The 23,068-nt window shown below is 69.1% G+C and carries 28 protein-coding genes; 12 read left to right on the plus strand and 16 right to left on the minus strand.

Annotation, left to right across the window (positions count from 1 at the left end):
* Positions 1–151: 151 nt before the first annotated feature.
* The 7 genes from AC3WRV_RS15095 to AC3WRV_RS15125 all read left to right on the plus strand — a co-directional run bounded on the left by AC3WRV_RS15095 (position 152) and on the right by AC3WRV_RS15125 (position 3,933).
* Positions 152–934, plus strand: coding sequence for an isocitrate lyase/PEP mutase family protein (locus AC3WRV_RS15095; protein WP_492313890.1), 783 nt, complete (start codon positions 152–154; stop codon positions 932–934).
* 9 nt (positions 935–943) lie between these two features.
* Positions 944–1,453, plus strand: coding sequence for a methylated-DNA--[protein]-cysteine S-methyltransferase (locus tag AC3WRV_RS15100; RefSeq protein WP_492313891.1), 510 nt, complete (start codon positions 944–946; stop codon positions 1,451–1,453).
* A 62-nt stretch (positions 1,454–1,515) separates the two neighbouring features.
* Positions 1,516–1,689 (plus strand): hypothetical protein, encoded by a 174-nt coding sequence (locus tag AC3WRV_RS15105; protein ID WP_492313892.1) that lies wholly within the window; start codon positions 1,516–1,518, stop codon positions 1,687–1,689.
* 23 nt (positions 1,690–1,712) lie between these two features.
* Positions 1,713–2,213 (plus strand): hypothetical protein, encoded by a 501-nt coding sequence (locus AC3WRV_RS15110; protein ID WP_492313893.1) that lies wholly within the window; start codon positions 1,713–1,715, stop codon positions 2,211–2,213.
* A gap of 127 nt (positions 2,214–2,340) precedes the next feature.
* Positions 2,341–2,883 (plus strand): hypothetical protein, encoded by a 543-nt coding sequence (locus tag AC3WRV_RS15115; protein ID WP_492313894.1) that lies wholly within the window; start codon positions 2,341–2,343, stop codon positions 2,881–2,883.
* Entirely contained in the window at positions 2,876–3,085 is a 210-nt protein-coding gene (locus AC3WRV_RS15120; protein ID WP_291834382.1) for a helix-turn-helix transcriptional regulator, read from the plus strand. Before AC3WRV_RS15115 ends, AC3WRV_RS15120 begins: the two co-directional genes overlap by 8 nt.
* A 23-nt stretch (positions 3,086–3,108) precedes the next feature.
* Positions 3,109–3,933 (plus strand): sulfite exporter TauE/SafE family protein, encoded by an 825-nt coding sequence (locus tag AC3WRV_RS15125; RefSeq protein ID WP_291834385.1) that lies wholly within the window; start codon positions 3,109–3,111, stop codon positions 3,931–3,933.
* Between the two features lie 93 nt (positions 3,934–4,026).
* On the opposite strand, the gene AC3WRV_RS15130 is transcribed toward AC3WRV_RS15125, so the two are convergent.
* Together AC3WRV_RS15130 and AC3WRV_RS15135 are read right to left on the minus strand one after the other, a co-directional pair.
* Positions 4,027–4,536: a retropepsin-like aspartic protease family protein gene (locus AC3WRV_RS15130; protein ID WP_291834388.1), complete on the minus strand. Its 510-nt coding sequence runs from the start codon at positions 4,534–4,536 to the stop codon at positions 4,027–4,029.
* Positions 4,537–4,645: 109 nt separating this feature from the next.
* Complete coding sequence (locus tag AC3WRV_RS15135) at positions 4,646–4,876, minus strand: DUF1289 domain-containing protein (RefSeq protein WP_492313895.1); 231 nt, start codon at positions 4,874–4,876, stop codon at positions 4,646–4,648.
* A 154-nt stretch (positions 4,877–5,030) separates the two neighbouring features.
* Here AC3WRV_RS15135 and AC3WRV_RS15140 point away from each other — a divergent pair, with 154 nt between their 5' ends.
* Both AC3WRV_RS15140 and AC3WRV_RS15145 read left to right on the plus strand, forming a co-directional pair.
* A complete protein-coding gene (locus tag AC3WRV_RS15140; protein ID WP_376858655.1) occupies positions 5,031–5,189 on the plus strand; it encodes a hypothetical protein in 159 nt (52 codons plus the stop codon).
* 279 nt (positions 5,190–5,468) lie between these two features.
* On the plus strand, positions 5,469–6,266 hold the full coding sequence (locus tag AC3WRV_RS15145) for a crotonase/enoyl-CoA hydratase family protein (protein ID WP_492314091.1): 798 nt from the start codon (positions 5,469–5,471) through the stop codon (positions 6,264–6,266).
* Here the strand turns inward: AC3WRV_RS15145 and AC3WRV_RS15150 are convergent.
* The 4 genes from AC3WRV_RS15150 to AC3WRV_RS15165 form a co-directional block, all read right to left on the minus strand.
* A complete protein-coding gene (locus tag AC3WRV_RS15150; protein WP_492313896.1) occupies positions 6,253–6,603 on the minus strand; it encodes a hypothetical protein in 351 nt (116 codons plus the stop codon). The two genes, AC3WRV_RS15145 and AC3WRV_RS15150, sit on opposite strands and share 14 nt — an antisense overlap.
* 1 nt (position 6,604) lies before the next feature.
* Positions 6,605–6,844 (minus strand): RebB family R body protein, encoded by a 240-nt coding sequence (locus tag AC3WRV_RS15155; RefSeq protein WP_492313897.1) that lies wholly within the window; start codon positions 6,842–6,844, stop codon positions 6,605–6,607.
* A gap of 95 nt (positions 6,845–6,939) precedes the next feature.
* The gene (locus tag AC3WRV_RS15160; RefSeq protein WP_291834400.1) at positions 6,940–7,194 is read right to left on the minus strand and encodes a RebB family R body protein; all 255 of its coding nucleotides are present in this window, start codon (positions 7,192–7,194) and stop codon (positions 6,940–6,942) included.
* Positions 7,195–7,260: 66 nt separating this feature from the next.
* Complete coding sequence (locus AC3WRV_RS15165) at positions 7,261–8,415, minus strand: MFS transporter (RefSeq protein ID WP_492313898.1); 1,155 nt, start codon at positions 8,413–8,415, stop codon at positions 7,261–7,263.
* Positions 8,416–8,468: 53 nt separating this feature from the next.
* On the opposite strand from AC3WRV_RS15165, the gene AC3WRV_RS15170 reads away from it, so the two are divergent.
* Positions 8,469–9,338: a LysR substrate-binding domain-containing protein gene (locus tag AC3WRV_RS15170; RefSeq protein ID WP_492313899.1), complete on the plus strand. Its 870-nt coding sequence runs from the start codon at positions 8,469–8,471 to the stop codon at positions 9,336–9,338.
* A gap of 16 nt (positions 9,339–9,354) precedes the next feature.
* On the opposite strand, the gene AC3WRV_RS15175 is transcribed toward AC3WRV_RS15170, so the two are convergent.
* Genes AC3WRV_RS15175 through AC3WRV_RS15185 form a run of 3 tightly spaced genes read right to left on the minus strand, consistent with a single transcriptional unit; the run spans position 9,355 to position 12,324 of the window.
* Complete coding sequence (locus AC3WRV_RS15175) at positions 9,355–10,374, minus strand: HlyD family secretion protein (protein ID WP_291834410.1); 1,020 nt, start codon at positions 10,372–10,374, stop codon at positions 9,355–9,357.
* A gap of 25 nt (positions 10,375–10,399) precedes the next feature.
* A complete protein-coding gene (locus tag AC3WRV_RS15180; protein WP_291834412.1) occupies positions 10,400–11,155 on the minus strand; it encodes an ABC transporter ATP-binding protein in 756 nt (251 codons plus the stop codon).
* Positions 11,152–12,324: an ABC transporter permease gene (locus AC3WRV_RS15185; RefSeq protein ID WP_492313900.1), complete on the minus strand. Its 1,173-nt coding sequence runs from the start codon at positions 12,322–12,324 to the stop codon at positions 11,152–11,154. Before AC3WRV_RS15185 ends, AC3WRV_RS15180 begins: the two co-directional genes overlap by 4 nt.
* A 183-nt stretch (positions 12,325–12,507) precedes the next feature.
* On the opposite strand from AC3WRV_RS15185, the gene AC3WRV_RS15190 reads away from it, so the two are divergent.
* Complete coding sequence (locus AC3WRV_RS15190; protein ID WP_492313901.1) at positions 12,508–14,601, plus strand: S46 family peptidase; 2,094 nt, start codon at positions 12,508–12,510, stop codon at positions 14,599–14,601.
* A gap of 119 nt (positions 14,602–14,720) precedes the next feature.
* Positions 14,721–16,796 carry a S46 family peptidase gene (locus tag AC3WRV_RS15195; RefSeq protein ID WP_291835537.1) on the plus strand — a complete coding sequence of 692 codons (2,076 nt, stop codon included), beginning with the start codon at positions 14,721–14,723 and terminating at the stop codon, positions 16,794–16,796.
* A gap of 127 nt (positions 16,797–16,923) precedes the next feature.
* On the opposite strand, the gene pgsA is transcribed toward AC3WRV_RS15195, so the two are convergent.
* The 7 genes from pgsA to AC3WRV_RS15230 all read right to left on the minus strand — a co-directional run bounded on the left by pgsA (position 16,924) and on the right by AC3WRV_RS15230 (position 23,050).
* On the minus strand, positions 16,924–17,568 hold the full coding sequence (gene pgsA, locus AC3WRV_RS15200) for a CDP-diacylglycerol--glycerol-3-phosphate 3-phosphatidyltransferase (protein WP_291835534.1): 645 nt from the start codon (positions 17,566–17,568) through the stop codon (positions 16,924–16,926).
* A gap of 70 nt (positions 17,569–17,638) precedes the next feature.
* Positions 17,639–18,250 carry a carbonic anhydrase gene (locus tag AC3WRV_RS15205; RefSeq protein ID WP_492313902.1) on the minus strand — a complete coding sequence of 204 codons (612 nt, stop codon included), beginning with the start codon at positions 18,248–18,250 and terminating at the stop codon, positions 17,639–17,641.
* 83 nt (positions 18,251–18,333) lie between these two features.
* The gene (locus tag AC3WRV_RS15210) at positions 18,334–19,032 is read right to left on the minus strand and encodes a hypothetical protein (RefSeq protein WP_492313903.1); all 699 of its coding nucleotides are present in this window, start codon (positions 19,030–19,032) and stop codon (positions 18,334–18,336) included.
* A gap of 172 nt (positions 19,033–19,204) precedes the next feature.
* On the minus strand, positions 19,205–21,115 hold the full coding sequence (uvrC, locus tag AC3WRV_RS15215) for an excinuclease ABC subunit UvrC (RefSeq protein WP_492314092.1): 1,911 nt from the start codon (positions 21,113–21,115) through the stop codon (positions 19,205–19,207).
* 50 nt (positions 21,116–21,165) lie between these two features.
* Positions 21,166–21,612, minus strand: a complete 447-nt coding sequence (locus AC3WRV_RS15220; protein WP_291835525.1) for a DMT family transporter — start codon at positions 21,610–21,612, stop codon at positions 21,166–21,168.
* A gap of 41 nt (positions 21,613–21,653) precedes the next feature.
* Positions 21,654–22,517 carry an alpha/beta hydrolase gene (locus AC3WRV_RS15225; protein WP_492313904.1) on the minus strand — a complete coding sequence of 288 codons (864 nt, stop codon included), beginning with the start codon at positions 22,515–22,517 and terminating at the stop codon, positions 21,654–21,656.
* Positions 22,518–22,576: 59 nt separating this feature from the next.
* Positions 22,577–23,050 carry an NUDIX domain-containing protein gene (locus AC3WRV_RS15230; RefSeq protein WP_492313905.1) on the minus strand — a complete coding sequence of 158 codons (474 nt, stop codon included), beginning with the start codon at positions 23,048–23,050 and terminating at the stop codon, positions 22,577–22,579.
* Positions 23,051–23,068 lie beyond the last annotated feature (18 nt).

The raw sequence follows: 23,068 nt of genomic DNA on the forward strand, positions 1-23,068 counted from the left end.
GGCTCCGACCGTTGTTCGAGGCCGGAAGAACGGTGCGCAGCCGTTAAGGTTGCTGCGGCGCGGCAAGGCGAGGATGGTGAGGATGTCCGGAAACCGCCAGCGTCGGGTCGAACGCGCCCCCATGTAGACGTCCGACACGGAGGAGTTTCCCATGACCGCCTTTCACGACCTGCATCGATCCGGCCTGTTGATCCTGCCCAACGCCTGGGACGCCGGGAGCGCGGCGGTGATGCGGTCGCTGGGCGCGCGGGCCATCGCCACCACCAGTGCGGGCTGCGCCTGGGCCCTGGGCTGGCCGGACGGCGACGCCCTGCCGGTCGACCGCGCCGTACAGATGTCCGCCGACGTGGTGCGGGCGGCGCAGGGCGTCCCGGTCAGCGTCGACTTCGAAGGCGGCTATTCCGACGATCCGGCCGAGGTGGCGGCGACGGCGAAGCGGCTGGTCGCGACGGGCGCCCAGGGCGTCAACATCGAGGACGGCGGCAAGGCGCCCGAGGCGCTGGCGGCCAAGATCGCGGCCATCCGCGCGGCGGTGGGCGACGCCCTGTTCATCAACGCCCGCTGCGATATCTGGCTGGCGGGCGTGGGCGCGCCGGCGGGGCGGGTCGACGAGGCGGTGCGCCGCGCGGTGATCTATCAGGCGGCCGGGGCCGACGGCCTGTTCGCGCCGGGGCTGGTCGAGGCCGAGGGGATCGCCACCCTGACCGGCGCGACATCCCTGCCGGTCAACCTGCTGGCCTTCCCGGGCCTGCCGAACGCGGCGGAGCTGGAGCGGCTTGGCGTGCGGCGGCTGAGCGCCGGATCGGGACTCGCGAGCGCCGCCTACGGCCGGACGGCGGCGCTGGCGAGGGACTTCCTGAGCACGGGCGTGTCCGAACCGATGATGGAGGGCGCGCTGGGCTGGGGCGAGATGAACGCCCTGATGCCGGGCTAGACTGGCCCGATGATTCTGACCCTCTCCATCCTGCCCTCCCCCGTCGGTCCGCTGGCTCTGGCCTGCGACGCCGAAGGGCGGCTGCGCGGCGTGTCGTTCGGCGAGGGACTGAGCAAGGCCATGCGGCGGGAATATCCGGACGCGGTCCAGATCGAGGGCGAAACCCCGGCGGCGGTGCAGGACGGACTGACGGCCTATTTCGCCGGCGACCAGGCCGCGCTGCATCGGATCCCATGGTCGCTGGACGGCGCGTCTGCGGGCGACGGCTTTCAGGCGCGGGTGTGGAAGGCGCTGGCGGAGATCCCGGCCGGCCTGACCATCAGCTACGGCGAGATGGCGAAGCGGGCGGGAGAACCCGGCGCGGCCCAGGCGGCGGGCGTGGCGCTGAACCGCAATCCGATCGCGGTGGTCCTGCCCTGTCACCGCGTCGTCGGCGCGGACGGCGCCATGGTCGGCTTCGGCGGCGGGCTGGAGCGCAAAACCTGGCTGCTGAGGCACGAGGGCGCCCTGCTGCTCTGACCGCTTGACTCATGTAACCCTGAGGTGACATGTAACCCGTAGGTGACACGGGAAGCAGGGTCATGAGCGACGGAAATTGGCAGGCGGTGGAACGACGGAGGGCGACGCGGTACGGCGTCGCCGTGGCGGTCTTCTGCCTGGGCGTCTTCATCGCCTGCTTCGCCGCCATCAGGCGGCACGAGGACGGGCCGGACGCGCACAGCCTTCTTGCGATCGCGATCGTGTGGGGGCCGTGATGGCGGCGGCCGGGGTCGGTGGAATGTTCGCCTTCCGCCGGGACGACGCCGAGCGGACGCGGGAGGGAGCCGGCAGCTATCGCGACCGCCTGCAGCGCGACTGGATCAGCCGGATCACTATCCTGCCCGCCGCCACCCTGGGCATCACGGCGGTCGCCATGAGTCGCGCCCAGGAATGGCTGAGCGGCGAGGACACCAGCTGGGGCGGGGTCATCCTGGCCGGCGCGGCGGCGATGAACCTGCTGCTGATCCCGCTGATGATCATGGGCTGGGACGGCGGTTCACGGAAGGTGAAGCGCCTGCTGGACGACGAACTGACCCGCGCCTATCGGGCGAGCGCCATGACCTGCGCCTTCTGGGTGCTGCTGGTCGGGGTGACAGGGGCCTATCTGGTCGGGCTGTGGAACGCGGACGTGACGGTGATCGCCCTGCCGATGATCCTGTGGGTCGCGGCGGCGACGGCGGCCCTGAGGTTCGCCGCCCTGCACCGGCGGGCCGAGCAGGAGATGAGCGGAGATGACTAAGAGATCGCCGAAATGGGGCGCGGTTCCGCGCGTGAGACTTGGCCTGGCCGCCGTGGCCTTGATGGCTTTTATCTGCGCCGCCCTAACCCTGTGGATGTGGCGCGTCGGGCGATTGGACACTCTAGACATGTCCACCTCGCTGATCCTGTCTTGCGTGATCGGCATTACCCTCGGGGGAGCAGCGCTGACCTATACGCCAGCGCCGATCCCGCACACCGGCCTCAAGGGGAAGCCAACGGTTGAACCCAGTCTGACCTGGCAGTTGGTCAGCAATGTTGTCGCCGGCCTGCTCTGGATCGCATGGGGGACCGCGCAAGCCGCTCGCGCTTTCGAAGACGGCGACCGATTGGCGGGCTACTGCTACGCGTCCCTGGTGCTGCTTTGGCTCTATGCCTCCCCCGCGACCCTGATGGGTTGGGGGCACCAAGGAAAGCGGCTGCGTGATGATCCGGATCGCGAGTTGAATCATGCCTTCCGGGCGCGAGCCACCGCGTCCGGCTTCTGGGCCCTGCTGGCCGGGGGCGCCGCCGCCTTTCTGATTAGCTTCAGCGCCCCGGGCATGCTGACGTACCTGTTGCCCTTCGCCCTGTGGCTGGGCGGCAGCGTGGCCTGTGTCCATTTCGCCTGGCTTCATCGTCAGGCGGACAAGGGCCCGGTCGACGATGGGTGATCCGCGGCTGGCCTCGCGGCTGAAGGAGGCGCGGCAGGCGGCGGGCCTGACGCAGGCGGAACTGGCTGAAAGAGCCGGGGTGTCGCGCAAGACCGTCAACACGGTCGAGAACGGGGTCTTCATCCCCTCGACCATCCTCGCCCTGTCGCTGGCGCGGGCGCTGGACGCGAAGGTCGAGGACCTGTTCTGGCTGGCGGATTGAGGCGGAGCCGCTAAACCCGATCCATGACCGCCCTCCCCCTGTCCGAAATCCTGATCCTGCTGGCGGCGCTGGTCGCGGCGGGATTGGCCGGAGGACTGGTGGCCGGGCTGTTCGGCGTGGGCGGCGGGACCGTGATCGTGCCCGCCCTGTTCTACGCCTTCGAGGTGCTGGGCGTCGGCGGCGAGAGCAATCTGCATGTCGCGGTGGGCACCTCGCTGCTGACCATCGTGGCGACCAGCTGGCGCTCGCTGAAGGCGCACCGCAGCCACGGCGCCGTGGACGAGGCGGTGCTGAAAAGCTGGACGCCCTGGGTCGGGCTTGGCGGCCTGGTCGGCGCGGCCATCGCGGGCGTCGCCTCCATGGAAGGGCTGGCCGTCGTCTACGGCGTCTGCCTGGCGCTGATCGGGCTGCAGCTGGGCTTCCTGCCCGAACGGTTCACCCTGGCGAAGGACATGCCGACCGGCTGGACTCGGCGCATCGTGGGCACGGGGATCGGCGGGCTGTCGGCGATGATGGGCATCGGCGGCGGCAGCTTCGGCGGCCTGACCATGACCCTGTGCGGACGGCCGATCCATCAGGCGGTGGCGACCGCCTCGGGCTTCGGCGTGGCCATCGGCGCCGCGGCGGCGTTCGGCTTCGTGGTGTTCGGCTGGGATGCGGTCGGACGGCCGCCGTTCTCGGTCGGCTACGTCAACGTGCCCGCGGCCATCGTCATGGGGGTGCTGACCACGGCGGTCGCGCCCTGGGGCGCCAAGCTGGCGCATCGGCTGGACAAGCGCGTCCTGCGCAAGGTCTTCGCCGTCTACATGGTGGCGACGGCGCTGTCGGTGGTCGTGAAGGCGCTGTGAGGGGCTAGGGGCTAGGGGCTAGGGGCTAGTTTGGCGAGCAGGCCGGAACCGCAAGAACCCATCAATCTAATCCCTAGCCCCTAGTCCCTCGCCCTACGGCCTCAGCGTCAGCGCGGCCGGGGTCGCGGTGAAGGCGGACAGGCGGCCGAGGTAGCTCATGCCCAGCAGCGAGTGGGGCAGCCCCTGTTCGACCACCAGGGCCTCGACCTGCTCGACGCGGGCGCCGGCGACCGAGACCGCCTGAAGCTGGACGGGGGCGGCGCGGACGGGGCCCGAGGCGGTTACCACCTTGGCGCTGAAATCCGAGGCCTTGAGATCGAAGCCCAGGCGGGCGGCGTCGGCGGGGGTCAGGACCACCACGCTGGCGCCGGTATCGACCATGACGCGCACCGCATGATCGTCGATCCGCGCCTCAGCCCAGTAGTGGCCGTCGGCGGCCTTGAGCACCTGGCCCGGAACGCCCGTCGCGGCGGCGTGGATTGCGGGGATTTCGGCGGCCTGGGCTTCGCCACGCAGGCCGGATTGCTCCATCCACCACAGGACGGTCAGCGACGAGGCAACGGCCAGGGCCAGCACCCCGAGGGAAGACAGGTCGACACGCATGAAGACGCGAACTCGCGGCGATCACCGCTTACTGCGGCCCCTCCCCTGTCGCACAGGCCGATTGGGATGCGGTGAAGGAGGATGGTGGACGGAATCTGAATCCGTCCAGTCAGACAGGCCCCAGTTTCGCCGGATCGATCCGCGAGCGGCGCGAGGCCAGCTCGGCCATGACGGCGGCGCGCTGTTCGTCGGTCAGGGCGCTCCAACCGCCGATCTCCGGAAGGGTGCGATAGCAGCCCAGGCAAAGGCCGGTAGGACCGTCGACGATGCACACCTTCACGCAGGGCGTGACGATGGGCCGGGGCGGCTGGTGTGGCGCGGAGGGGACAGTTGATGACATGGGTGCGAAATATGGTCCGGTAGCGGAGTAAAAATACTTGCAATTCGATCAGGATTATCCTACCTTGACCATGACGCGAAACGACTATGACGGTGAGACTCCCGATCAGCACGACGTGTCTCTTTTCATCGTTCAACGAAAGGAGACATCACAGATGAACGACAAAGACAGGAACCTCCAGCACGCCATGATGAGCTTTGCGCTCTGGGGCGGGATGCTGGTGAACACGAAGAACACCAACGGCGCAGGCGATCGCGTGATCAGCCACCCGTCGAACTTCGTGCCCATCAAGATCGACAGGGCGCGCCGGTAAGGCGAGACCCGGATCCGAAGAACACAGAAGCTCCGGCCCGCAAGGTCCGGGGCTTTTGTCTTTCTAGAGGGGCGCTATCGCTCGCGACGCGGTCGCTCACTGCTTGAGCGCGGCTGGTTCCAGGGGGCGCTATCGCTTGCGACGCGGTCGCTCGCGGCTTGAGCGCGGCTTGTTCCAGAGGGCGCTACCGTTCGCGACGCGGCCGCTCGCGGCTTGAGCGGGTCGGCGCTCCCCCGGCGGCAGCTTGAGCGCGCTCGCCGAATGCGGCACTGCTCGGTCATGACCCTGATCCACATTGAACGCCGCGGCCCGATCGAACTCTGGACGCTGGACCGCGCCGAGCGGCTGAACGCCCTGCCCGACCTGGAGGACGGGGAGGCCTTCGCCGCCGCCTGCGAGGCCGTGAACGCCGACCGAGATGTGCGTTGCGTGGTGCTGACCGGCGCGGGCCGAGCCTTCTCGGCCGGCGGCGACCTGCGGGCGATGCAGGACAGGCGCGACCTCTTCGCCGGGGCCGGGACCGACATCCGCGAGCGCTACCGCCGCGTCGTGCACCGGATCGTGCGGTCTCTGTATGGACTGGAGGTTCCGCTGGTCGCGGCGGTGAACGGTCCGGCCATGGGACTGGGCTGCGACATCGCCGGCCTGGCCGACATCCGCATCGCCTCCGAAGCCGCCTCTTTCGGCGTGCCCTTCCTCAAGCTGGGCATCCTGCCGGGCGACGGCGGGGCGTGGCTGATGCCGCGCAACGTCGGCTACGTCCGCGCGGCGGAACTTCTGTTCACCGGCCGGACGCTGGACGCTCAGACGGCGCTGGAGTGGGGGTTGGTCAACCGGGTGGTTCCCGCCGAGGCCCTGCTGGACGAGGCCTTCGCCACCGCCGGCCAGATCGCGGCCCAGGCTCCCAACGCCCTGCGCATGACCAAGGCCCTGCTGCGTCAGGGCCGAGACGCGACCTTCGACCAGATCCTGGAGATGACCGCCGCCATGCAGGCGCTGGCCCATCTGACCGACGATCACGCCGAGGGGGTGGCCGCCGTGCTGGAGAAGCGGCCCGCGGACTTCAAGGGACGCTAGGCGGCTTCGGCGGATCGACCGCCATCGCCATTGCCGATTGTGTGGCGGCGACGAAGGCCGAGGAGGCCGTGCTCATCATCACTCCGGCGCCTTCCAGGGCCTGGACCCAGCTCCTGTCGCCTTCGGGGGCCTGAAGCGCGCGCATCAGGGCCGCGGTGCTCGCCGCCTCGACCAGGATGGAGGTGCGCCGCACATGCGCGGCGGCGTCGATCAGATTCATGCAGACCGATTGAGCCACCGCCAGTCGAACCATGGCGTCGATGGTCGGGTCCGACGTGGGCGGAACGGGCTTGGACGGCTTCGGGGGCGCGGGTTTCGGGGGCGGAGGCTTCGCCATCTCAGGTCGTTCCCTCCACGGGCGGTTTGCCGTTCGCCGGCGTCGGCGGCGTGACGCCCGCCGCCCGATAGAGCAAGGCGATGCCGATGTCGCTCGCGGCCTGGGCGAGCGCCAACTGCTGTTGCTGGGCGGCGGTCGTGTTCTCGAACATCATCCCCGAAGCATGGGCGAAGCTCTGGAACAGCCCGCCCATCGCCATGGCGGGCGCTTCGGCCGTCACTTTTACATTGGTTTCGGTCACCGAGTCGGTGACCTCCCGGTTGACGTGAGCATAGCGGGACCGCGCGGCGGGCCGCGCCGGTCCGGCCTCGGCTCCAGCCTTCGGCATGGGCCGTTTCATCCGAGGATCTTGCTGGTCGCCACGGTGTCCAGGCTGTAAATTTGCATCACGCCCTGAGTGGTCGCGGCCTGGGCGGCGATGTTCTGCTGTTGCTGGGCGGCGACCGCGTTGTGGAACATCAGGCCGGTGGCGTGCGCCATGCTCTGGTACAGGCTGCCCAGCGCCACGGCGGGCGACTCGCCCAGCACGCTGACATTGCTCTGAGTGATCGCGTCGGTGATCTGGTCGTTGACGGCGGTCGGAAAGGCCATGGCACGTCTCCTGTGAAGCTTCAGAAACGGGAGCCTACACCTCTCGCATCGATTGCATAGTGAAAGCTATGCGACCTCCCCGACCGGCCGCAGCCCCAGCGTCATCGCGAACATGGCCAGACACACCAGGCCGGACAGGATCAGAGCCGCGACCGGCGAGGCGTCCACGGCGAAGGCATAGGCGGCGGGCGCGACCGCCTGGAGGTAGCGGGCCGGCGTCAGGACCAGCGCCTGCCGGACGGCGTAGCGATCCGGGCCGAACACATGCAGCGGCAGGACGCCGGCGGCGACGGACAGCAGGCCGTTGCCCAGCCCCTGCCCCACCGCCAGCAGGGGCGCCAGGCGCGCGCCGCCGAGCAGCGCCAGGACCGCGCCCAGAGGATGGAACAGGCTGGCGATCCGGATGGTGAGGACCGGGTGCGAGCGGTGCAGGATCAGCAGGTCGAACAGACGGGCGGCGACGGCGCTGGCGGCCATCAGTCCCGCGGCCCAGGCGGCGTGGGCGGGCGCCAGGCCGAGATCGGCCAGCAGGCGCGGCAGATGCGCGCCCATGGCGGTCGAGACCATCCAGCCTCCGGCGAACACCGCGGCGATCTGGACCATGCGGCGGTCCCAGCGCATGCGCTCCGCGGGCGCCCGGCCATCGATCACGCCCGGTGGTCGGGGCGGCAGGACGAAGGCGGTCAGGGGCAGGCAGAGCGCCAGATGCGCCAGCGCCCAGAAGGCGCAGGCGATCCGCCAGTCGAAGGTTTCGACGATCAGGCGGCTGATCGGCCAGCCCAGCCCTCCGCCCAGGGCGCCGAGCAGCGAGACGGCGGTGATGGGACGACGCGCCTGCGCGCCGTGGATCTCCACCAGCGTCGCGAAGGCCGAGCCGTACAGGCCGATCGACATGCCCACGCCCAGCCCCGCGACCGCCGCCAGCAGGACCCATTTCGACGGGGCCGTCGCCATGAGCAGCAGCGCGGCGGCGAAGGCGCTGTGGGCCCATCCGAGAACGCGCCGCCCGCCCCGCCGCTCGAGCCACCGGCCCGCCCAGGGCGTCAGGACCGCCGAGATCAGGAAGGCGACGGACAGGGCGGCGAACACCTGCGTCGGCGGCAGGCCGAAGGCCCGCGCCATCGGGTCCGCGAGAACCCCCAGCAGATAGTAGCTGGAGGCGAAGGCGACGATTTGGCCGAAGCCGAGGACGGGGACGACGAGACGGGCGCGCGTGAACATGGCGCTGGATCGCGGGATTGCGGCGCCCGCGAAAGCGACTTATCGGCTAGACCATGTTCGAAAACCTCACACCTCGTGGGTCGCTGCCGTCGCTGAACGGACTGCGCGCCTTCGAGGCCATGGGACGGACCGGCAGCGCCACCCGGGCGGCCGCCGAACTGCATGTGACCCACAGCGCCGTCAGCCGGCAGGTGAAGGCGCTGGAGGCCGCGCTGGGCGTGCGTCTGTTCGAGGGGCCGAAGCACAGATTGAGGCTGACAGAAGCCGGCCAGACTCTGCTGGCGGGACTGACGTCCGGCTTCGACACGCTGGCGGCGGCGGTGCGGCAGGTGCGCGAGCGCGAGACCGTGCGACTGGCGGTGCATCCGAGCCTCGCGGTGAAGTGGCTGGTGCCCCGGCTGGCCGATTTCGAAGCGCGACACCCGGAGGTGGCGCTGTCACTGAGCGAACTGGAGACCCACGCCCTGCGCCAGCGCGGCGCGGACCTGGCCCTGCGCTATATCGACCGCGTCCAGGCGGAAGAGCCGGGGGTAGAGATCCTCGCGGAGAACCGGATCGGACTGGTCTGCGCGCCGCAGTTGATCGAAACGTTGGCGACCGCGCCGCGCCTGACGACGCGAACCCGGGAAAGCGCCTGGACGGACTGGACGGCCGTCACCGGACAGACGCCGCCGAGCGGGCGGAACCGGACGCTGGCGCATCTTCATGTAGTGGTGGACGCCGCCGTGGCGGGCCTGGGGGCGGCGGTGCTGCCCTGGGCCATCGTCGAGGATGAGGTGGCCGCCGGGCGGCTGGCGGCGCCGTTCGGTTTCGTGCCGGACGGCGGCGTGCTGGCCGTCATCCGCGGGCGAGGCGAGGCGACCCGCAGCGAGCGAACCGTGCTGCGATGGCTGAGGGATCAGGTCCGCGCGACGCGAACCTGATCCTCACAGCCGTTGATCAACCGCCCTGACGGGCCGGGGCGCGCATCGAGCGGTCGGCCGGAACGCCGGCGGCGACCGTGCGCGGGGCGCCGGCGACCTGGCCGGGCTTCATGAACTTCACCAGCACGCGCTGGCCGATCAGCAGCGGGGCGTCGCCGGCGGTGACCACCACCTCGATGACGCGCTCGTCCGAACGCTGCGAGGGATCGTCCGAGGCCAGCTTGCGGGCGCCGAAGACGGCGGCGCGGCGCAGGACGGTGCCGACGTAGACCTTGGAGGTGTCGCCTTCGGGCGTGATCTCGACCTGCTGGCCGACCGTCACGTTCGGGATGTCGCTCTCGACGATCTCGGCGCGGGCGATGCGCGGGGCGTCGGGCTCCAGATCGAACATGTTCGACACGTTCAGGGTCGAGGCGCCGGCGCCCGGATTGGCGTAGCGACGCACGATGCGGCCGTTGGCCGGCGAGCGGATGACGGTCAACTCGACATTATAGGTCGCCTGATCGCGGCGGGCGCGCGCGGTCTCGACCGCCGCCTGCTGCGAGCCGAGCTGGGCCTGGGCCGACGCGATGGCGTCACGGGCCTGGTCGAGGCGCTGGGCGGCGACGAAGTTGGTGGCGGCCAGACGTTCCAGACGCTCGAACTCGCGCTGGGCGGTGCGGATGTTGACCTGGATCAGGCGCAGCTGGCTTTCGGCCGCGACCAGATCGGCGTTGGCGGTCTGCAGGGCCAGACGGGGTTCATCGTCTTCCTGACGGGCCAGGATCTGACCGGCGACGACACGGTCGCCTTCCTGCACCAGAACCTCGCGAACCACGCCGCCGCGGCGGGCCGCGATCTGGATGATGCCGCCCTCGATATCGACCTTGCCGTTGGCGATCGCCGCATACGGGCTTTCAACCTTCTCGGCGGCGGCCTTCTCTTCCTCGGCCTTTTTCGCCTTGGCGTTACCCCTGACCATGGTGAAGCCGGCGACCGCGATGATCACCGCGATCAGGCCGATCCAGAGCCACTTGTTCTTCAGAAAGCGGAGCATGTCGTTTCTCGGTCCTGGAAGGCGTTCAGTGCGACGCCAAGACGGCGTCAGGATTGGGGGTGCGGCGTTCGTCGCTGATGATGACGCCGTCCTCGATGTGGATGACCCGGTCGGCCCAGGCCTCGAGGCGGGGGTCGTGGGTCACGCAGATGACGGCGGCGCCGTGTTCGGTGGCGGCGCGGCGCAGCAGGCGGATGACCACCTGGCCGTTCTCGCCGTCCAGCGCCGATGTGGGTTCGTCGGCGAACAGGATCTTCGGATCCTTGGCGAGCGCGCGGGCGATGGCCACGCGCTGCTTCTCGCCGCCCGACAGGGCCGACGGCCGCTGGTGCAGGCGATGGCCGAGGCCGACCTCCTCCAGCGCCAGCTTGGCGCGTTTGGTGGCGTCGCCCTTGGACAGCCCCTGGAACTTCAGGACGATCTCGACCTGCTGCAGCGCCGACAGCGCCGGGAACAGGTTGAAGCCCTGGAAGATGAAGCCGCAGTGGTCCAGCCGGAAGCGGTCGATCCGTCCCGAGGAGAAGCTCCACAGGTCGTCCACGTCGAGGGCGTCCACCCGCCCCTTCTCGGGACGGAGCAGGCCGGACAGGGCGGCGATTAAGGTCGACTTGCCCGAGCCCGACGGTCCCATGACCATGGTCAGGTCGCCGTGGCGGGCGTCGAAATCCACGCCCTTCAGCACTTCGACGAAGCTTTTGCCGGACTTGAACCGCTTGACCAGGCCCTTGGCCTCGATGGCGAAGTCGCCGTGTTTTCCGTGAACCTTGGTGTGACTGTTCATCGCAGCAGGTCCGCGGGTTGGCTGTTCTTGAGGATGCCGAGCGAGAGCAGTCCCGAGAGCATGGCGATGATGATCAGGCCGCCGCCCACGATGATCAGCAGCGGGATCGGCAGGGCGATGATGACGGCGTTGGACAGGGCCAGAAGCTGCACCAGCCAGGTCAGGAAGATGGCGGCGATGACGCCGACGCAGCCGACCCAGAAACTCAGTTCCATGACGATGCGGCGCAGGCTCCCCATGCCCACGCCCAGGGCGCGCAGCGAGGCGAACTCCTTGATGTTGGCCATGATGGCGCCGCGCAGGGTCTGCCAGGTGATGGCGACGCCGATGATGGTGCCCAGCACCACGCAGCCGCCGATGATGATGACCAGGATGCCTTCTTCGAACATCGCGCCGGCGTTGGCGTCAGCCAGCTGCTGGCGGGTCCAGGCCTTCCACTGGCCGTCGCCCTGGACGTTCAGCTCATTGGCGACGCGCTGGGCCTGGGTCGGATCGGACAGCTTGATCATCAGCGGGCCGACGCGCGGACCGGTATCGGCCTGGCCCACCATGCGCAGGGTGTCGCGCGACATGATGATGGTCGCCTGCATCATGTTGGGATAGCCGCGGGTGATCCCGACGACCGTGACGGTCTGGCCGTTGTACAGGGCCTTGTCGCCCAGCTTGACGCCCAGCTTGCGCGTGGCGGTCTCGTCGATGGCGACCGTGTAGGGCTGACGCAGGGCGTCGACCAGTTCCTGGGAATAGTCGGTCGGGATGGTCACGGACCCCGGCGTCGTGTCGATGATGCTGGCCTGGACGAACTCTTGACGCGGCGCGCCCATCTTGGCGCGATCGGCCTGCGACATGGTCGGATCGACGTTCTTGACCGACTGGAAGGAGCCGCCGGCGCCGTCCAGCGGCTGGACCTCGACCACGGCCGGATTGCGGTAGGCCAGCGGGATGAAGCGGCGCGGCACGCCCGACGGTCCGCCCATCAGGCTCTTGGCGCCGGGCTGCATGATGATGATGTCGGCGCTGGAGCGCTCGATGGTCGCGGTGAAGCCCTTGCCGATGCCGATGAAGACGCCGGTCATGGCCAACACCAGCAGGCCGGAAAGGGCGAGCGCCATCACCGCCGCCATGTAGCGGCGCCACTCGTACAGAAGGGTTGAAAGTGCGAGCGACATGAAATCAGCGGGTCCCGGACGTTGCCCGCTATGTGACGACGCCCAAGGTTGTGGCCAAGTTAAATCGGGGTAAGGCGAGCGCCGATATGAAACGGCGGCGACGGGAAACCGTGGACGACCGCGTTGCACAGGCGCTAGTTACCCGCACCAGGCCGGGGGCCGGCCCAAGGGAGAAATGCCAAAATGATGTTCCGTTCGTTGCGCGCCGCTGTTCAGGCGACCGCGTCCATCATCGCCGTGGGTGGCGTTATGGCGATCATGGCCACGCCGTCGGCCGCCAAGGCCGATGAAGGCATGTGGACCTTCGACAACTTCCCGATCGCGACGGTGAACCAGCGCTACGGCACCCGCATCGATCAGGCGTGGCTGGATCGCGTGCGCAACGCCTCGGTCCGCATCCAGGGCTGCTCGGCCTCCTTCGTTTCGCCGGAAGGCCTTATCCTGACCAACTGGCACTGCGTGGTCGGCTGCTCGCAGGAGCTGTCCACTCCGACGCAGGACCTCGTGAAGAACGGCTTCACGGCGGCGACCCGCGAGGAAGAGCGCCGCTGCCCCGGCCAGACCGCTGAAGTCCTGACCGAGATCGTCGACGTCACCGACCGCGTGCTGGGCGCCGGCCAGGGCCTGGAAGGCGCGGCCTTCAACGCCGCCCGCTCGGCCGAGATCAACAAGATCCAGACCGAAGCCTGCGCGGGCGACGCCAAGTTCAACTGCCAGGTCATCAGCTTCTACCGCGGCGGCAAATACGCCCTGTACAAGTTCCGCAAGTACGACGATGTCCGCCTGGTGTTCGCGCCTGAAAACCAGGCCGCCTTCTTCGGTGGGGACCCCGACAACTTCAACTTCCCGCGCTACGCCCTGGATGCGGGCTTCCTGCGCGCCTACGAGGACGGCAAGCCGGTCAACGTCGGCCAGAACTATCTGCGCTGGAACCCGAACGCCCCGGCCGAGGGTGACGTGACCTTCGTGTCCGGCAACCCGGGCACCACCCAGCGCCTGCTGACCATGAGCCAGCTGGAGCGCCTGCGCGACCAGCAGCTGCCGGTCACCCTGATCCAGAACTCGGAACTGCGCGGCCGCCTGCTCGAATATTCGCTGACCGGCGACGAGGCCAAGCGCGTGTCGTTCGATCCGGTGTTCGGCCTGGAGAACAGCTTCAAGGTCTACTACGGCCAGCAAGGCGCCCTGACCGATCCGGCCTTCATGGCCCGCAAGCGGGAAGAAGAGACCGAGCTGCGCGCCCGCGTCGCCGCCGACCCGTCGCTGGTCCAGCGCATCGGCGATCCGTGGGCCGACCTGGAGCGCGTGCAGGCCACCGCCCGCGACCTCTACCTGCCCGTCCGCCAGCTGGAGCAATCGGCCGGCGGCGGCTCGCAACTGTACGCCTACGCCAAGGCCCTGGTCCGCGCGTCCAAGAACACCACCATGACCGCCGAGCAGCGCACCCGGATGGCGGCGACGATCTCGGCCGAAACGCCGATCTATGTGGATATGGAAGAAATCCGCATGCGCTACTGGCTGTCGAAGACGCGGGAGTACCTGACGGTCGACAATCCGCAGGTGAAGGCGATGCTGGGCCGCGAGAGCCCGGAAGCCCTGGCCGAGCGCCTGATCACCGGCACCAAGCTGGCGGATCCGGCCTTCCGCGCCCAGGCCGCGACCATGACGACCGAGCAACTGGCCGCAGCCGATCCGCTGCTGGCCTTCGTCGTCGCCAATGACGACGCCGCCAAGGCGATCGGCGACCGCTGGAACGCCGAGGTCAACGCCCCGACGGCCCGCGCCGCCGAGAAGGTCGCCCAGGCTCGCTTCGCGGTCTACGGCACCAACCTGTATCCGGACGCGACCTTCAGCCTGCGCCTGTCCTTCGGCAAGATCGAAGGCTGGAGCTACCGCGGCGTGACCGTGCCGCCGTTCACCTACATGGGCGGCCTGTACGAACGGGCCACGGGCGCCGAGCCGTTCAACGCGGCCCAGGCCTTCATCGACAACGAGAGCCGGGTGAACAAGTCGGTGGTCTATGACTTCTCGTCGACCAACGACATCATCGGCGGCAACTCGGGCTCGCCCGTGATCAACGCCGCCGGCGAAGTGATCGGCGCCGCCTTCGACGGCAACATCCACTCGCTGGGCGGCTCGTTCGGCTACGACGGCGAGCTGAACCGGACCGTCTCCGTCTCGACCGCGGCGATCACCGAAGCGCTGCGCAACATCTACCCGAACCCGCGCCTGCTTCAGGAGCTGGGGGTCGATCAACCGCAGCGTCGCCGCCGCTAAGTCCGGCGCGACACCGCAACGCCTTCGAGAGGGGCCGTCCGGACTTGCCGGGCGGCCCCTTCTGGTTTCATGGTCCGCCGCAAATGAGGGCGCACGCCGCCCGCCCGGAGTCCGTTTTCATGCGTCATCTCACCCCCGCCGTCGCCGCCGCCCTTCTGACCCTCGCCGCAGGCTCCGCCGCCCAGGCGGAAGAAGGCATGTGGACGTTCGACAACTTCCCCATCGCGCGGGCCAACCAGACGCTGGGCACCCATATCGACCAGGCGTGGCTGGACCGGGTGCGGCTGTCGTCGGTGAAGTTCGGCGGCTGTTCGGCGGGCCTGGTGTCGGGCGAAGGCCTGGTGATGACCAACAATCACTGCGTCGCCACCTGCGTCGCCAACCTGTCGACGCAGGCGATCAACTACGCCGAGACCGGCTTCACCCCGCGCAGCCGGGAAGAGGAGCTGAAATGCCCCGGCGGCAGCGCGGAGATCCTGACCGACATCACCGACGTGACCGAGCGGATGCACGCCGTCGGCGCCGGCCTGTCGGGCCAGGCCTTCACCCGCGCCCGTGACGCGGAAGCGGGCCGGATCGAGCAGGAGGCCTGCGCCGGCGATCCCAACAAGCGCTGCCAGGTGGTGACCCTGTATCGGGGCGGTCAGTTCAAGCTCTACACGTACAAGAAATACTCGGACGTCCGCCTGGCCTTCGCGCCGGAGGACCGGGCCGCGACCTTCGGCGGCGATCTGGACAACTTCAGCTTCCCGCGCTTCGCCATCGATGCGGCCTTCATCCGCCTGTACGAGAACGGCGCCCCGGCGGCGACGCCGACCCACTTCACCTGGAAGGCTGATCGTCCGGTCGAGGGCACGCCGGTGTTCGTTTCGGGCAGCCCCGGCGCGACCCAGCGCCTGCTGACGCAGGACCAGCTGTTCAGCGTGCGCGACGTCGTCCTGCCGATGGACCAGCTGATCGCGTCCGAGCTGCGCGGCCGCCTGATCCGCTACTCCGAAGAGGGCGAGCGCCAGGCCTTCGAAGCCATGGATCCGATCGTCGGCCTGGAGAACACCTACAAGCGCGGCCTGGGCCGGATGCGGGCGCTGACCGATCCGTCGTTCATGGCCATGAAGGCCGAGCAGGAAGCCGACTTCCGCGGCCGCGCCGAGGCCGGCGTCGGCGCCGACAATCCCTGGACCACGCTGAGCGGCGTGCAGCCGATCCTGCGGGAGAGCTATCCGGCCTACGCCCTGCTGGAAGGCACGACCGGCATCGGCACCACGCCGGTGGCCGGCGGATCCCAGCTGTTCCTGTGGGCGCGGACCATCGTGCGCGGCGCGCAGGAGCGCGGCAAGCCGTCGGCCGAGCGCCTGCCGGAGTTCGCCGACAGCCGTCTGGCGGCGGTGCAGACCGGCCTGTTCGCCGAACGTCCGGTCTATCCCGGCCTCGAGCAGGTCCGCATGGAGTGGTGGCTGTCCAAGACCCGCGAGTGGCTGACGGTCGATCATCCGGCGGTGCGCGGCCTGCTGGGCGCCGAGTCGCCGGAAGGCCTGTCGGCGCGCCTGATCGAAGGCACGACCCTGGCCGACCCCGCCGTTCGCCGCGCGCTGTGGGAGGGCGGCCTCGCCGCCGTCGAGGCGTCGAACGATCCGCTGATCAAATACCTGCTGTCGATCCAGGACGAGACCCGCGCCGCCCGCTCAGACTGGGAGGCCCGGGTCCAGGCCCCGACCGACCGCGCCTCGGAACGCCTGGCCGCCCTGCGCTTCCAGACCTACGGCGACGCGGTCTACCCGGACGCCACCGGCACCCTGCGTCTGACCTACGGCAAGATCGAAGGGTCGGACGTGCCGGGCCAGCGGTTCGGCGCCTTCACCACCTTCAGCGGGCTGTGGGACCGGGCGACCGGCGCCGCGCCGTTCGACGTCGCCCCGAAACTTCTGGCCGCGCGTGACCGCATCGACGGCTCGACCGTGCTGAACATGACCGTGTCGTCGGACACCATCGGCGGCTCGTCGGGTTCGCCTATCGTGACAGCGGCGGGAGAGATCGTGGGGGCGAACTTCGACTCCACCGTCCTGACCCAGCGCAACGCCTACGGCTACGACCGCAATGTCAACCGCTCGGTCATCGTGACCACCGGCGCGGTGACCACCGCCCTGCGGGACGTCTACGGCATGGACGGGCTGGTGCGGGAACTGGGCGTTCGGTGAGGCTTCTTCCTCCCCTTCATGGGGAGGGATGTCGACGCGAAGCGGCGACAGGGTGGGGTGTGTTTGGCATTCCCCACCCGGCTTCGCTGCGCTCAGCCACCCTCCCCACTTCGGGGGAGGGAGACCTTCAGAGCTGGCTCATCTTCTGCTGGGCCTTCGAGAAATACTGCCAGCCGGTCCACAGGGTGACGCCGGCGGCGACCCAGGTCAGGACGACCGCGAAGGTCTCGAAATGGGTCTGCCATTCCGGGGCGGTGCCGTCCGGGTTGGTCAGGCCGAAAGCGTCCCACAGCAGGGTCAGTTGCAGGGCGCCCAGCGCCAGCATCTGAAGCAGGGTCTTCCACTTGGCCAGCAGGGTGACCGGCAGCTTGACCTTGCCCGCCACGGTCTCGCGCAGGGCCGAAACCGCGAACTCGCGGAACAGGATCAGGCCGCAGGGAATGGCGATGCCCGGCAGCGAACCGGACGCCAGCACGCCCAGGATCGCTCCGGTGATCAGCACCTTGTCGGCGATCGGATCCAGGATGGCGCCCCAGCGGGTCGTGGCGTGCCAGCGGCGCGCCAGGAAGCCGTCGACCCAGTCGGTCGAGGCGGCGACGGCGTAGATCCAGAAGGCCCAGACGCCGAAGCTGAGCTGCTGCTCGGGCGACAGGAAGCCGTCCATGAAGCCCGGGGCCGCGCCCGCCAGCATCAGGAACATCACCACGCCCGCGGCGAGGCGCAGGCCGGTCAGGATGTTGGGGATGGGATTGGCGTGAGGGGTGGGGGTCATCGCGGCCTTCCGAAAACAGGTGTCCGGTGTGCCACGCTTCGTCGGACGAGGCGAGGCGTCACAAGGGGCTTCAGTCCAAGGGCTCGAACCGCCCCGGTCCCTTCAACGCGCGAAGCACGCCGTCGGCGATGCCGAAATGCAGGCCGCTCAGCATCAGGGTTCCCGCCGCCTCACGCTCTGCGATCCACGGGAAGGTGCGCAGGTTGTCCAGCGACAGGCGGACCACCGCCTCCTCCGCCGCCTGCTCCCGCTCCGCCGGAGCGACCTCCTCGCAGACTCGGCGCACGACGGGCGCGCCCTGCGCGACCCAGGGCGCGACGAAGTCCCGCACATTGTCGGGCGCGCCGTGGATCATGGCGTTGACCCCGCCGCAGGAGGCATGGCCCATGACGACGATGCGCGACACGTTCAGCACCTTCACCCCGAACTCCAGCGCCGCCGAGACGCCGTGCAGGTGGCCGTCGGGCTGATAGGGCGGGACCAGGTTGGCGACGTTGCGCACCACGAACAGCTGGCCAGGCGCGGTATCGAAGATCAGGGCCGGATCGGCGCGGCTGTCGGAACAGGCGACGATCAGGGTGTGCGGCCTTTGGCCCTTTGCGAGAGCCTCGTATTCGGCGCGGGCCTCGGGCCAGCGTTCTTCACGGAAGCGGCGATAGCCGGAAGCCAGTTCGTCGGTCATGACGCCCGTATAAGCATTCCTGCGCCGTTAGGGGAGATGCCCTCGCCCGCCGCGAGGAGAGGTCGCGCGGCGGGCTGCAGGGGTCACAGATTCGGAGCCAGCTGCTGCAGTTGAAGGCTGACCAGCATCACGCCGCTGTCAGCGTCACCGGCCACCCGGCCCCAGCCGGACGACGTGCCCATCTCGTAAAGCTTGGGGGGGCTGCCCGCCGCACCGACACCCATCAGTCCGATCACGAACATGCCGTAGTCGTACCAGTAGGACGACACGGGCTTCATCTCGCCGCCCTGGGTGGCGGTGTACAGCATGGAGCCGTCGGGGTTGACCTGCAGGGCCGGGATATAGGGGTAGTGCAGAAGGCCGCCGTGGTGCTCAACCGCCCCCTGTTGATAGTAGGTCCCGGTCCAGAGCGGCAGCAGAACCGGCCCGAACGGCGTGGTCCCTTTCACCTGAGCGCCGTACAGCGTGCCGCTCAGGCTGACCCCCGATGAGGTGCTGCTGAAGGTGAGGGCGGCCGCAGCGCCGCCCTGGCCATCGGAGACGGTCAGGGTCGTGCCGTCGAAGCTCGCCCCGGCGCCGATCTCAAACTTGTTGGACGTTACGCCGTCCGGGCAGAGGGTGATGGTGCCGAAATATTGCGACTGACCGCCTGTCGGCGACGCCGTCCAGACTTCATGGGTATCGACCATGACGAAGGCGTTGGTCGTCGCGTCCACGACATAGAAGCCCGTGTACGGAATAAGCGCCTGCGCCTGAGAGGTTTGACCGGGTGCACTCGACATCTGAGAGGGTCCAATTCCGACGGTTCAATGGAGCGTGACAGCCACGATCCGCCGCTCAAGAAACAGACTGAAGAACACCGGTCAATGACCTATGGTGGTATCTGTATCTAATTTCGATCCCTGCGGGAGCGACGGTCATCGCCCCGCACCTCGTATCGGGCCGCGCCTCGATCTAGCGGTTCGCCTCGGGATGGAAGAAACCGTGGATGCGTTCGGCCAGCGCCTGGCTGACGCCCTCGACCTGGATCAGGTCGGCGACCGACGCCCGACCGACGCCCTTGGCCGAACCGAAGGCGTGCAGAAGCGCCTTCTTGCGGCCGGGGCCGATGCCCTCGATCTCGTCGAGCGGGTTCTTCTTGATGTCCATGGAGCGCCGCTTGGCGTGGGCGCCGTTGGCGAAACGGTGCGCCTCGTCGCGCAGGCGCTGAATGTAATAGAGCGCCGGCGACTTCAGCGGCATCATGAAGGGCGCCTTGCCCGGCATGAAGAAATGCTCCTTGCCCGCGTCGCGGTCCGGCCCCTTGGCCACGCCGACGGCGAGGATGTCTTCCAGCCCCAGATCGGCCAGAACCGCCTGCACCTCGGCCAGTTGGCCGGCCCCGCCGTCGATCAGCAGCAGGTCGGGGCGTTCGACCTCCTCGCCCTCATCCTCGTCCTTGACCAGGCGGGTGAAGCGTCGCCGCATGACCTCGCGCATCATGCCGTAGTCGTCGCCGGGGGTGAGGTCTTCGCCCCGGATGTTGAACTTGCGGTACTGGTTCTTGCGGAAGCCCTCGGGTCCGGCGACGACCATGCCGCCCACGGCGTTGGTCCCGGAGATGTGGGCGTTGTCGTAGATCTCGATCCGTTCGGGGCGCGAATCCAGCCCGAAGGCCTCACAAACCTCGTCCAGGATCTTCGACTGGGCCGAGCTCTCCGCCATCTTGCGGCCCAGCGCCTCGCGGGCGTTGGTCAGGGCGTGATCGACCAGCGCCCTGCGGTCGCCCCGGGCGGGCTTCTCGATGCTGACGACGCGGCGGCCGTCGACGATACGGGCCTTCATCGAGAAGGCCTCTTCCAGCAGTTCCTTCTCGAACGGGACGACGTTGGACAGGATCTGACGCGGGACCGGCTTGTCCTCGTAGAACTGGCCCAGGAAGGCGGCGAGGATTTCGGGATCGGTGTCGGTCTTGTCCACGCGCGGGAAGTAGGCGCGCCCGCCCCAGTTCTGGCCGCCGCGATAGAAGAAGACCTGCACGCAGGCCTGCCCGCCGTCGGAATGCAGGGCGAAGACGTCGGCCTCGGCCACACCCTCGGCGCTGACGGAGTTCTCCATCGAGATGGCCGAGAGGGCGCGGATACGATCGCGGACGCGGGCGGCCTGTTCGAAGTCCATGTCGTCGGACGCGGCCTGCATCTCCTTGGACAGGCGGCCGATGACCGCGCGCGACTTGCCGCGCAGGAACTGTTCGGCCTCGCTGACCAGCTCGCCGTAATCCTCCAGGCTGATCAGGCCCGTACAGGGGGCCGAACAGCGCTTGATCTGGTGCAGCATGCACGGCCGGGTGCGGGTCTCGTAGACGCTGTCTGAGCACGACCGGAGCAGGAAGGCCTTTTGCAGGGTGGTCAGGGTCCGGTTCACCGCCCAGGTCGAAGCGAAGGGGCCGAAATAGTCGCCCTTGATGGTGTGGGCGCCGCGATGCTTGCGGACCTGGGGGGCGCGGTGGTCGCGGCGGATCATCAGCTCGGCGAACGACTTGTCGTCGCGCAGGACGACGTTGAACCGCGGCTTCAGCTTCTTGATGAAGTTGGATTCCAGCAGCAGGGCCTCGGTCTCGGACGCCGTGACCACCAGCTCCATCGAGCGGGTGAGAGAGACCATCAGGCCGATGCGCTGGGTGTGGAACCGGCCCTGCGCGTACTGGAGGATGCGCTTCTTCAGCGACCGCGCCTTGCCGACGTACAGGCAGGCGCCGTCCTCGCCGTACATCCGGTAGACGCCGGGCTTGTCCGGCGCGCGACGGGCTTCGTCGCGGATCAGGTCGGCGGCGCTCAGGGGCGACTCCGGGAGCGGCGAATCAGTCGTGGGCGTCTCCTCGGTCATCGGAAGCAATATAGGCGTCCCAGCGCCGCCGCGAAGCGTCAGCAGCCGGTCTAGAAGCGCCGGACCATCAGGACGCCGCCGATGACCAGGGCCACCCCGGCCAGTCGGCCCAGGCTGATCGGGTGCTGGGGCGCGCCGAAGGCGCCGATCTGATCCAGGATCAGGCCGATCAGCAGTTGGCCGGCGACCATCAGGGTGATGGTCAGGGCGACGCCGAGACGCGGCACGCCCCAGGCCGCCGCGACCACGAAGATCGCGCCGTACAGCCCCCCGATCCAGGCGTACCAGGGCAGGCCGCGCGCGGCGGCCATGTCCGGCTTGGTCTGCAGGATCACCGCCATGACGCCCAGCGCCGCCGTTCCCACCGCGAACGACACGAAGGCGGCGTTCACGGGCGACCCGACGGCGGTCATCATCTTCGCGTTGGTCGGGGCCTGAAGCGCGGTGGCGCCCCCCGCAAGGACGACGGCGATCATGGAAAGCAGCATCGGGTTCATGTTGTCTGGCTACCACCTCCCGATGCGACGCGCACCGGTCGTCAGCGGTCGAGCATGAAGCGCGCGGCGCGCTCGCCTTCCGCATCGCCCGCCTTGCCGAAGTCGACATTGATGTCGCGGTGGCTGTCACCCGGAGCGGCGACCACCTCGGCCCGGCCGCCCGCGCGGATCAAGGCGGCGGCCAGAGCCTCGCTCTGACGCTTCGAATCGGCGCGGCTCGCGATGTGGAAGATCAGATAGGGCGGATAGGTCACGCCGGACCGGATCAGCAGGATCGGCGACAGCTCCGCGGCCTGATCGCCGAAGGCGGCGCCGTACAGATCGCCCAGCAGCCGCCCGCCCCGATCGCCGGTGGCGTCATAGCCCGCGCCGTCCAGAAGGATGACGCCCGCCAGGTCCGACGGCTGCAGCCCCTGCCCGGCCAGGTAGGCCGGATCGGCCCCGACCAGCGCGGCCAGATGAGCCCCGGCGGAATGGCCGATCAGGAACAACGGGCGCCCCGGATGGGTGCGTTTCAGTCCCGCGACGGCGGCGGCCACGTCCTGCGCCTGCTCGCGCGGCGTCACCTGCGGGACCAGCCGGTAGCCGATGGAGGCGAACGTCAGACCGTGACGGCGGGCGTACTCCGGCAGGCCGTGCACCATGCTCCGGTCGCCCCTCGACCAGCCGCCTCCATGGATGAAGGCCAGAACAGGCCCGGTATCCGGACCGCCGCTGTAGAGGTCATAGGCCTGCTGCGGATCGGGCCCGGTAGAGATCGAGACGTGTGGTGCGTCGGAGGCGCCGTCCCCCCGCCCTCGGCGGCGACCGAGCAGTCGAGGACGATCCTGCGCAGCGGCGGCCCCGGCGGCGAAGGTGGCGGCCATACCCGCGATCAGGGCCGCGCGGCGATCCAGTTCACGCATAGATGTGTCTCCCTAAGCCCCCGAGGGTTTTCAACGCCAAGCTTGACCTCTTTCCGTCGTCACCAGTGCGGCGTGGCCTCGTTCGCGCCGAACACCTCCGCCAGTCGGGTCCGGGTGGCGCGATGGGTGTCCTCAGGCAGGGCGGCGGGGTCGAACCAGCCGATGTCGGCGATCTCGCCGTGGCTGGAGCGGTCGGTCAGGGTGAAGCGGTCGATGCGGTAGACCAGCACATGATCGCCGCGGAAATAGCGTTCGTTGGAATGGGCGCTGACCAGCATCGGCCGCCCTTCGACGATCAGCCCGGCCTCCTCGCGCATCTCGCGGATCAGGGCGTCCTCGGCGGTCTGGCCGCGCTCGACCCCGCCGCCGGGCAGCCACCAGCCGCGGACATAGGTGTGCTTGACCAGCAGCACCCGCCCCTCGCCGTCCACCGCGACGCCCCGCACGCCCAGGGTCATGCCCCGGCTGGCGCGGGCGAAGGCGAAGAACAGGGGCCGGGTGAAGGGCTCGATGCGGGCGCGCCACGTCGTCATGCGGCGACGATACGCCCT

Source organism: Brevundimonas sp. EU05-FHT14B11 (assembly GCF_058790835.1).

Bases quoted from the DNA above. Each gene is read 5' to 3' on its own strand.
- AC3WRV_RS15130 (WP_291834388.1), bottom strand. From the start codon at position 4,536: ATGCGTGTCGACCTGTCTTCCCTCGGGGTGCTGGCCCTGGCCGTTGCC.
- AC3WRV_RS15230 (WP_492313905.1), bottom strand. From the start codon at position 23,050: ATGACGACGTGGCGCGCCCGCATCGAGCCCTTCACCCGGCCCCTGTTC.
- AC3WRV_RS15110 (WP_492313893.1), top strand. From the start codon at position 1,713: ATGTTCGCCTTCCGCCGGGACGACGCCGAGCGGACGCGGGAGGGAGCC.
- uvrC (WP_492314092.1), bottom strand. From the start codon at position 21,115: ATGACCGAGGAGACGCCCACGACTGATTCGCCGCTCCCGGAGTCGCCC.
- AC3WRV_RS15180 (WP_291834412.1), bottom strand. From the start codon at position 11,155: ATGAACAGTCACACCAAGGTTCACGGAAAACACGGCGACTTCGCCATC.
- AC3WRV_RS15165 (WP_492313898.1), bottom strand. From the start codon at position 8,415: ATGTTCACGCGCGCCCGTCTCGTCGTCCCCGTCCTCGGCTTCGGCCAA.
- AC3WRV_RS15160 (WP_291834400.1), bottom strand. From the start codon at position 7,194: ATGGCCTTTCCGACCGCCGTCAACGACCAGATCACCGACGCGATCACT.
- AC3WRV_RS15105 (WP_492313892.1), top strand. From the start codon at position 1,516: ATGAGCGACGGAAATTGGCAGGCGGTGGAACGACGGAGGGCGACGCGG.
- AC3WRV_RS15195 (WP_291835537.1), top strand. From the start codon at position 14,721: ATGCGTCATCTCACCCCCGCCGTCGCCGCCGCCCTTCTGACCCTCGCC.
- AC3WRV_RS15205 (WP_492313902.1), bottom strand. From the start codon at position 18,250: ATGACCGACGAACTGGCTTCCGGCTATCGCCGCTTCCGTGAAGAACGC.
- AC3WRV_RS15100 (WP_492313891.1), top strand. From the start codon at position 944: ATGATTCTGACCCTCTCCATCCTGCCCTCCCCCGTCGGTCCGCTGGCT.
- AC3WRV_RS15185 (WP_492313900.1), bottom strand. From the start codon at position 12,324: ATGTCGCTCGCACTTTCAACCCTTCTGTACGAGTGGCGCCGCTACATG.
- AC3WRV_RS15150 (WP_492313896.1), bottom strand. From the start codon at position 6,603: ATGGCGAAGCCTCCGCCCCCGAAACCCGCGCCCCCGAAGCCGTCCAAG.
- AC3WRV_RS15175 (WP_291834410.1), bottom strand. From the start codon at position 10,374: ATGCTCCGCTTTCTGAAGAACAAGTGGCTCTGGATCGGCCTGATCGCG.
- AC3WRV_RS15115 (WP_492313894.1), top strand. From the start codon at position 2,341: ATGTCCACCTCGCTGATCCTGTCTTGCGTGATCGGCATTACCCTCGGG.
- AC3WRV_RS15220 (WP_291835525.1), bottom strand. From the start codon at position 21,612: ATGAACCCGATGCTGCTTTCCATGATCGCCGTCGTCCTTGCGGGGGGC.
- AC3WRV_RS15190 (WP_492313901.1), top strand. From the start codon at position 12,508: ATGATGTTCCGTTCGTTGCGCGCCGCTGTTCAGGCGACCGCGTCCATC.
- AC3WRV_RS15125 (WP_291834385.1), top strand. From the start codon at position 3,109: ATGACCGCCCTCCCCCTGTCCGAAATCCTGATCCTGCTGGCGGCGCTG.
- AC3WRV_RS15145 (WP_492314091.1), top strand. From the start codon at position 5,469: ATGACCCTGATCCACATTGAACGCCGCGGCCCGATCGAACTCTGGACG.
- AC3WRV_RS15120 (WP_291834382.1), top strand. From the start codon at position 2,876: ATGGGTGATCCGCGGCTGGCCTCGCGGCTGAAGGAGGCGCGGCAGGCG.
- AC3WRV_RS15140 (WP_376858655.1), top strand. From the start codon at position 5,031: ATGAACGACAAAGACAGGAACCTCCAGCACGCCATGATGAGCTTTGCG.
- AC3WRV_RS15135 (WP_492313895.1), bottom strand. From the start codon at position 4,876: ATGTCATCAACTGTCCCCTCCGCGCCACACCAGCCGCCCCGGCCCATC.
- AC3WRV_RS15095 (WP_492313890.1), top strand. From the start codon at position 152: ATGACCGCCTTTCACGACCTGCATCGATCCGGCCTGTTGATCCTGCCC.
- pgsA (WP_291835534.1), bottom strand. From the start codon at position 17,568: ATGACCCCCACCCCTCACGCCAATCCCATCCCCAACATCCTGACCGGC.
- AC3WRV_RS15225 (WP_492313904.1), bottom strand. From the start codon at position 22,517: ATGCGTGAACTGGATCGCCGCGCGGCCCTGATCGCGGGTATGGCCGCC.
- AC3WRV_RS15210 (WP_492313903.1), bottom strand. From the start codon at position 19,032: ATGTCGAGTGCACCCGGTCAAACCTCTCAGGCGCAGGCGCTTATTCCG.
- AC3WRV_RS15170 (WP_492313899.1), top strand. From the start codon at position 8,469: ATGTTCGAAAACCTCACACCTCGTGGGTCGCTGCCGTCGCTGAACGGA.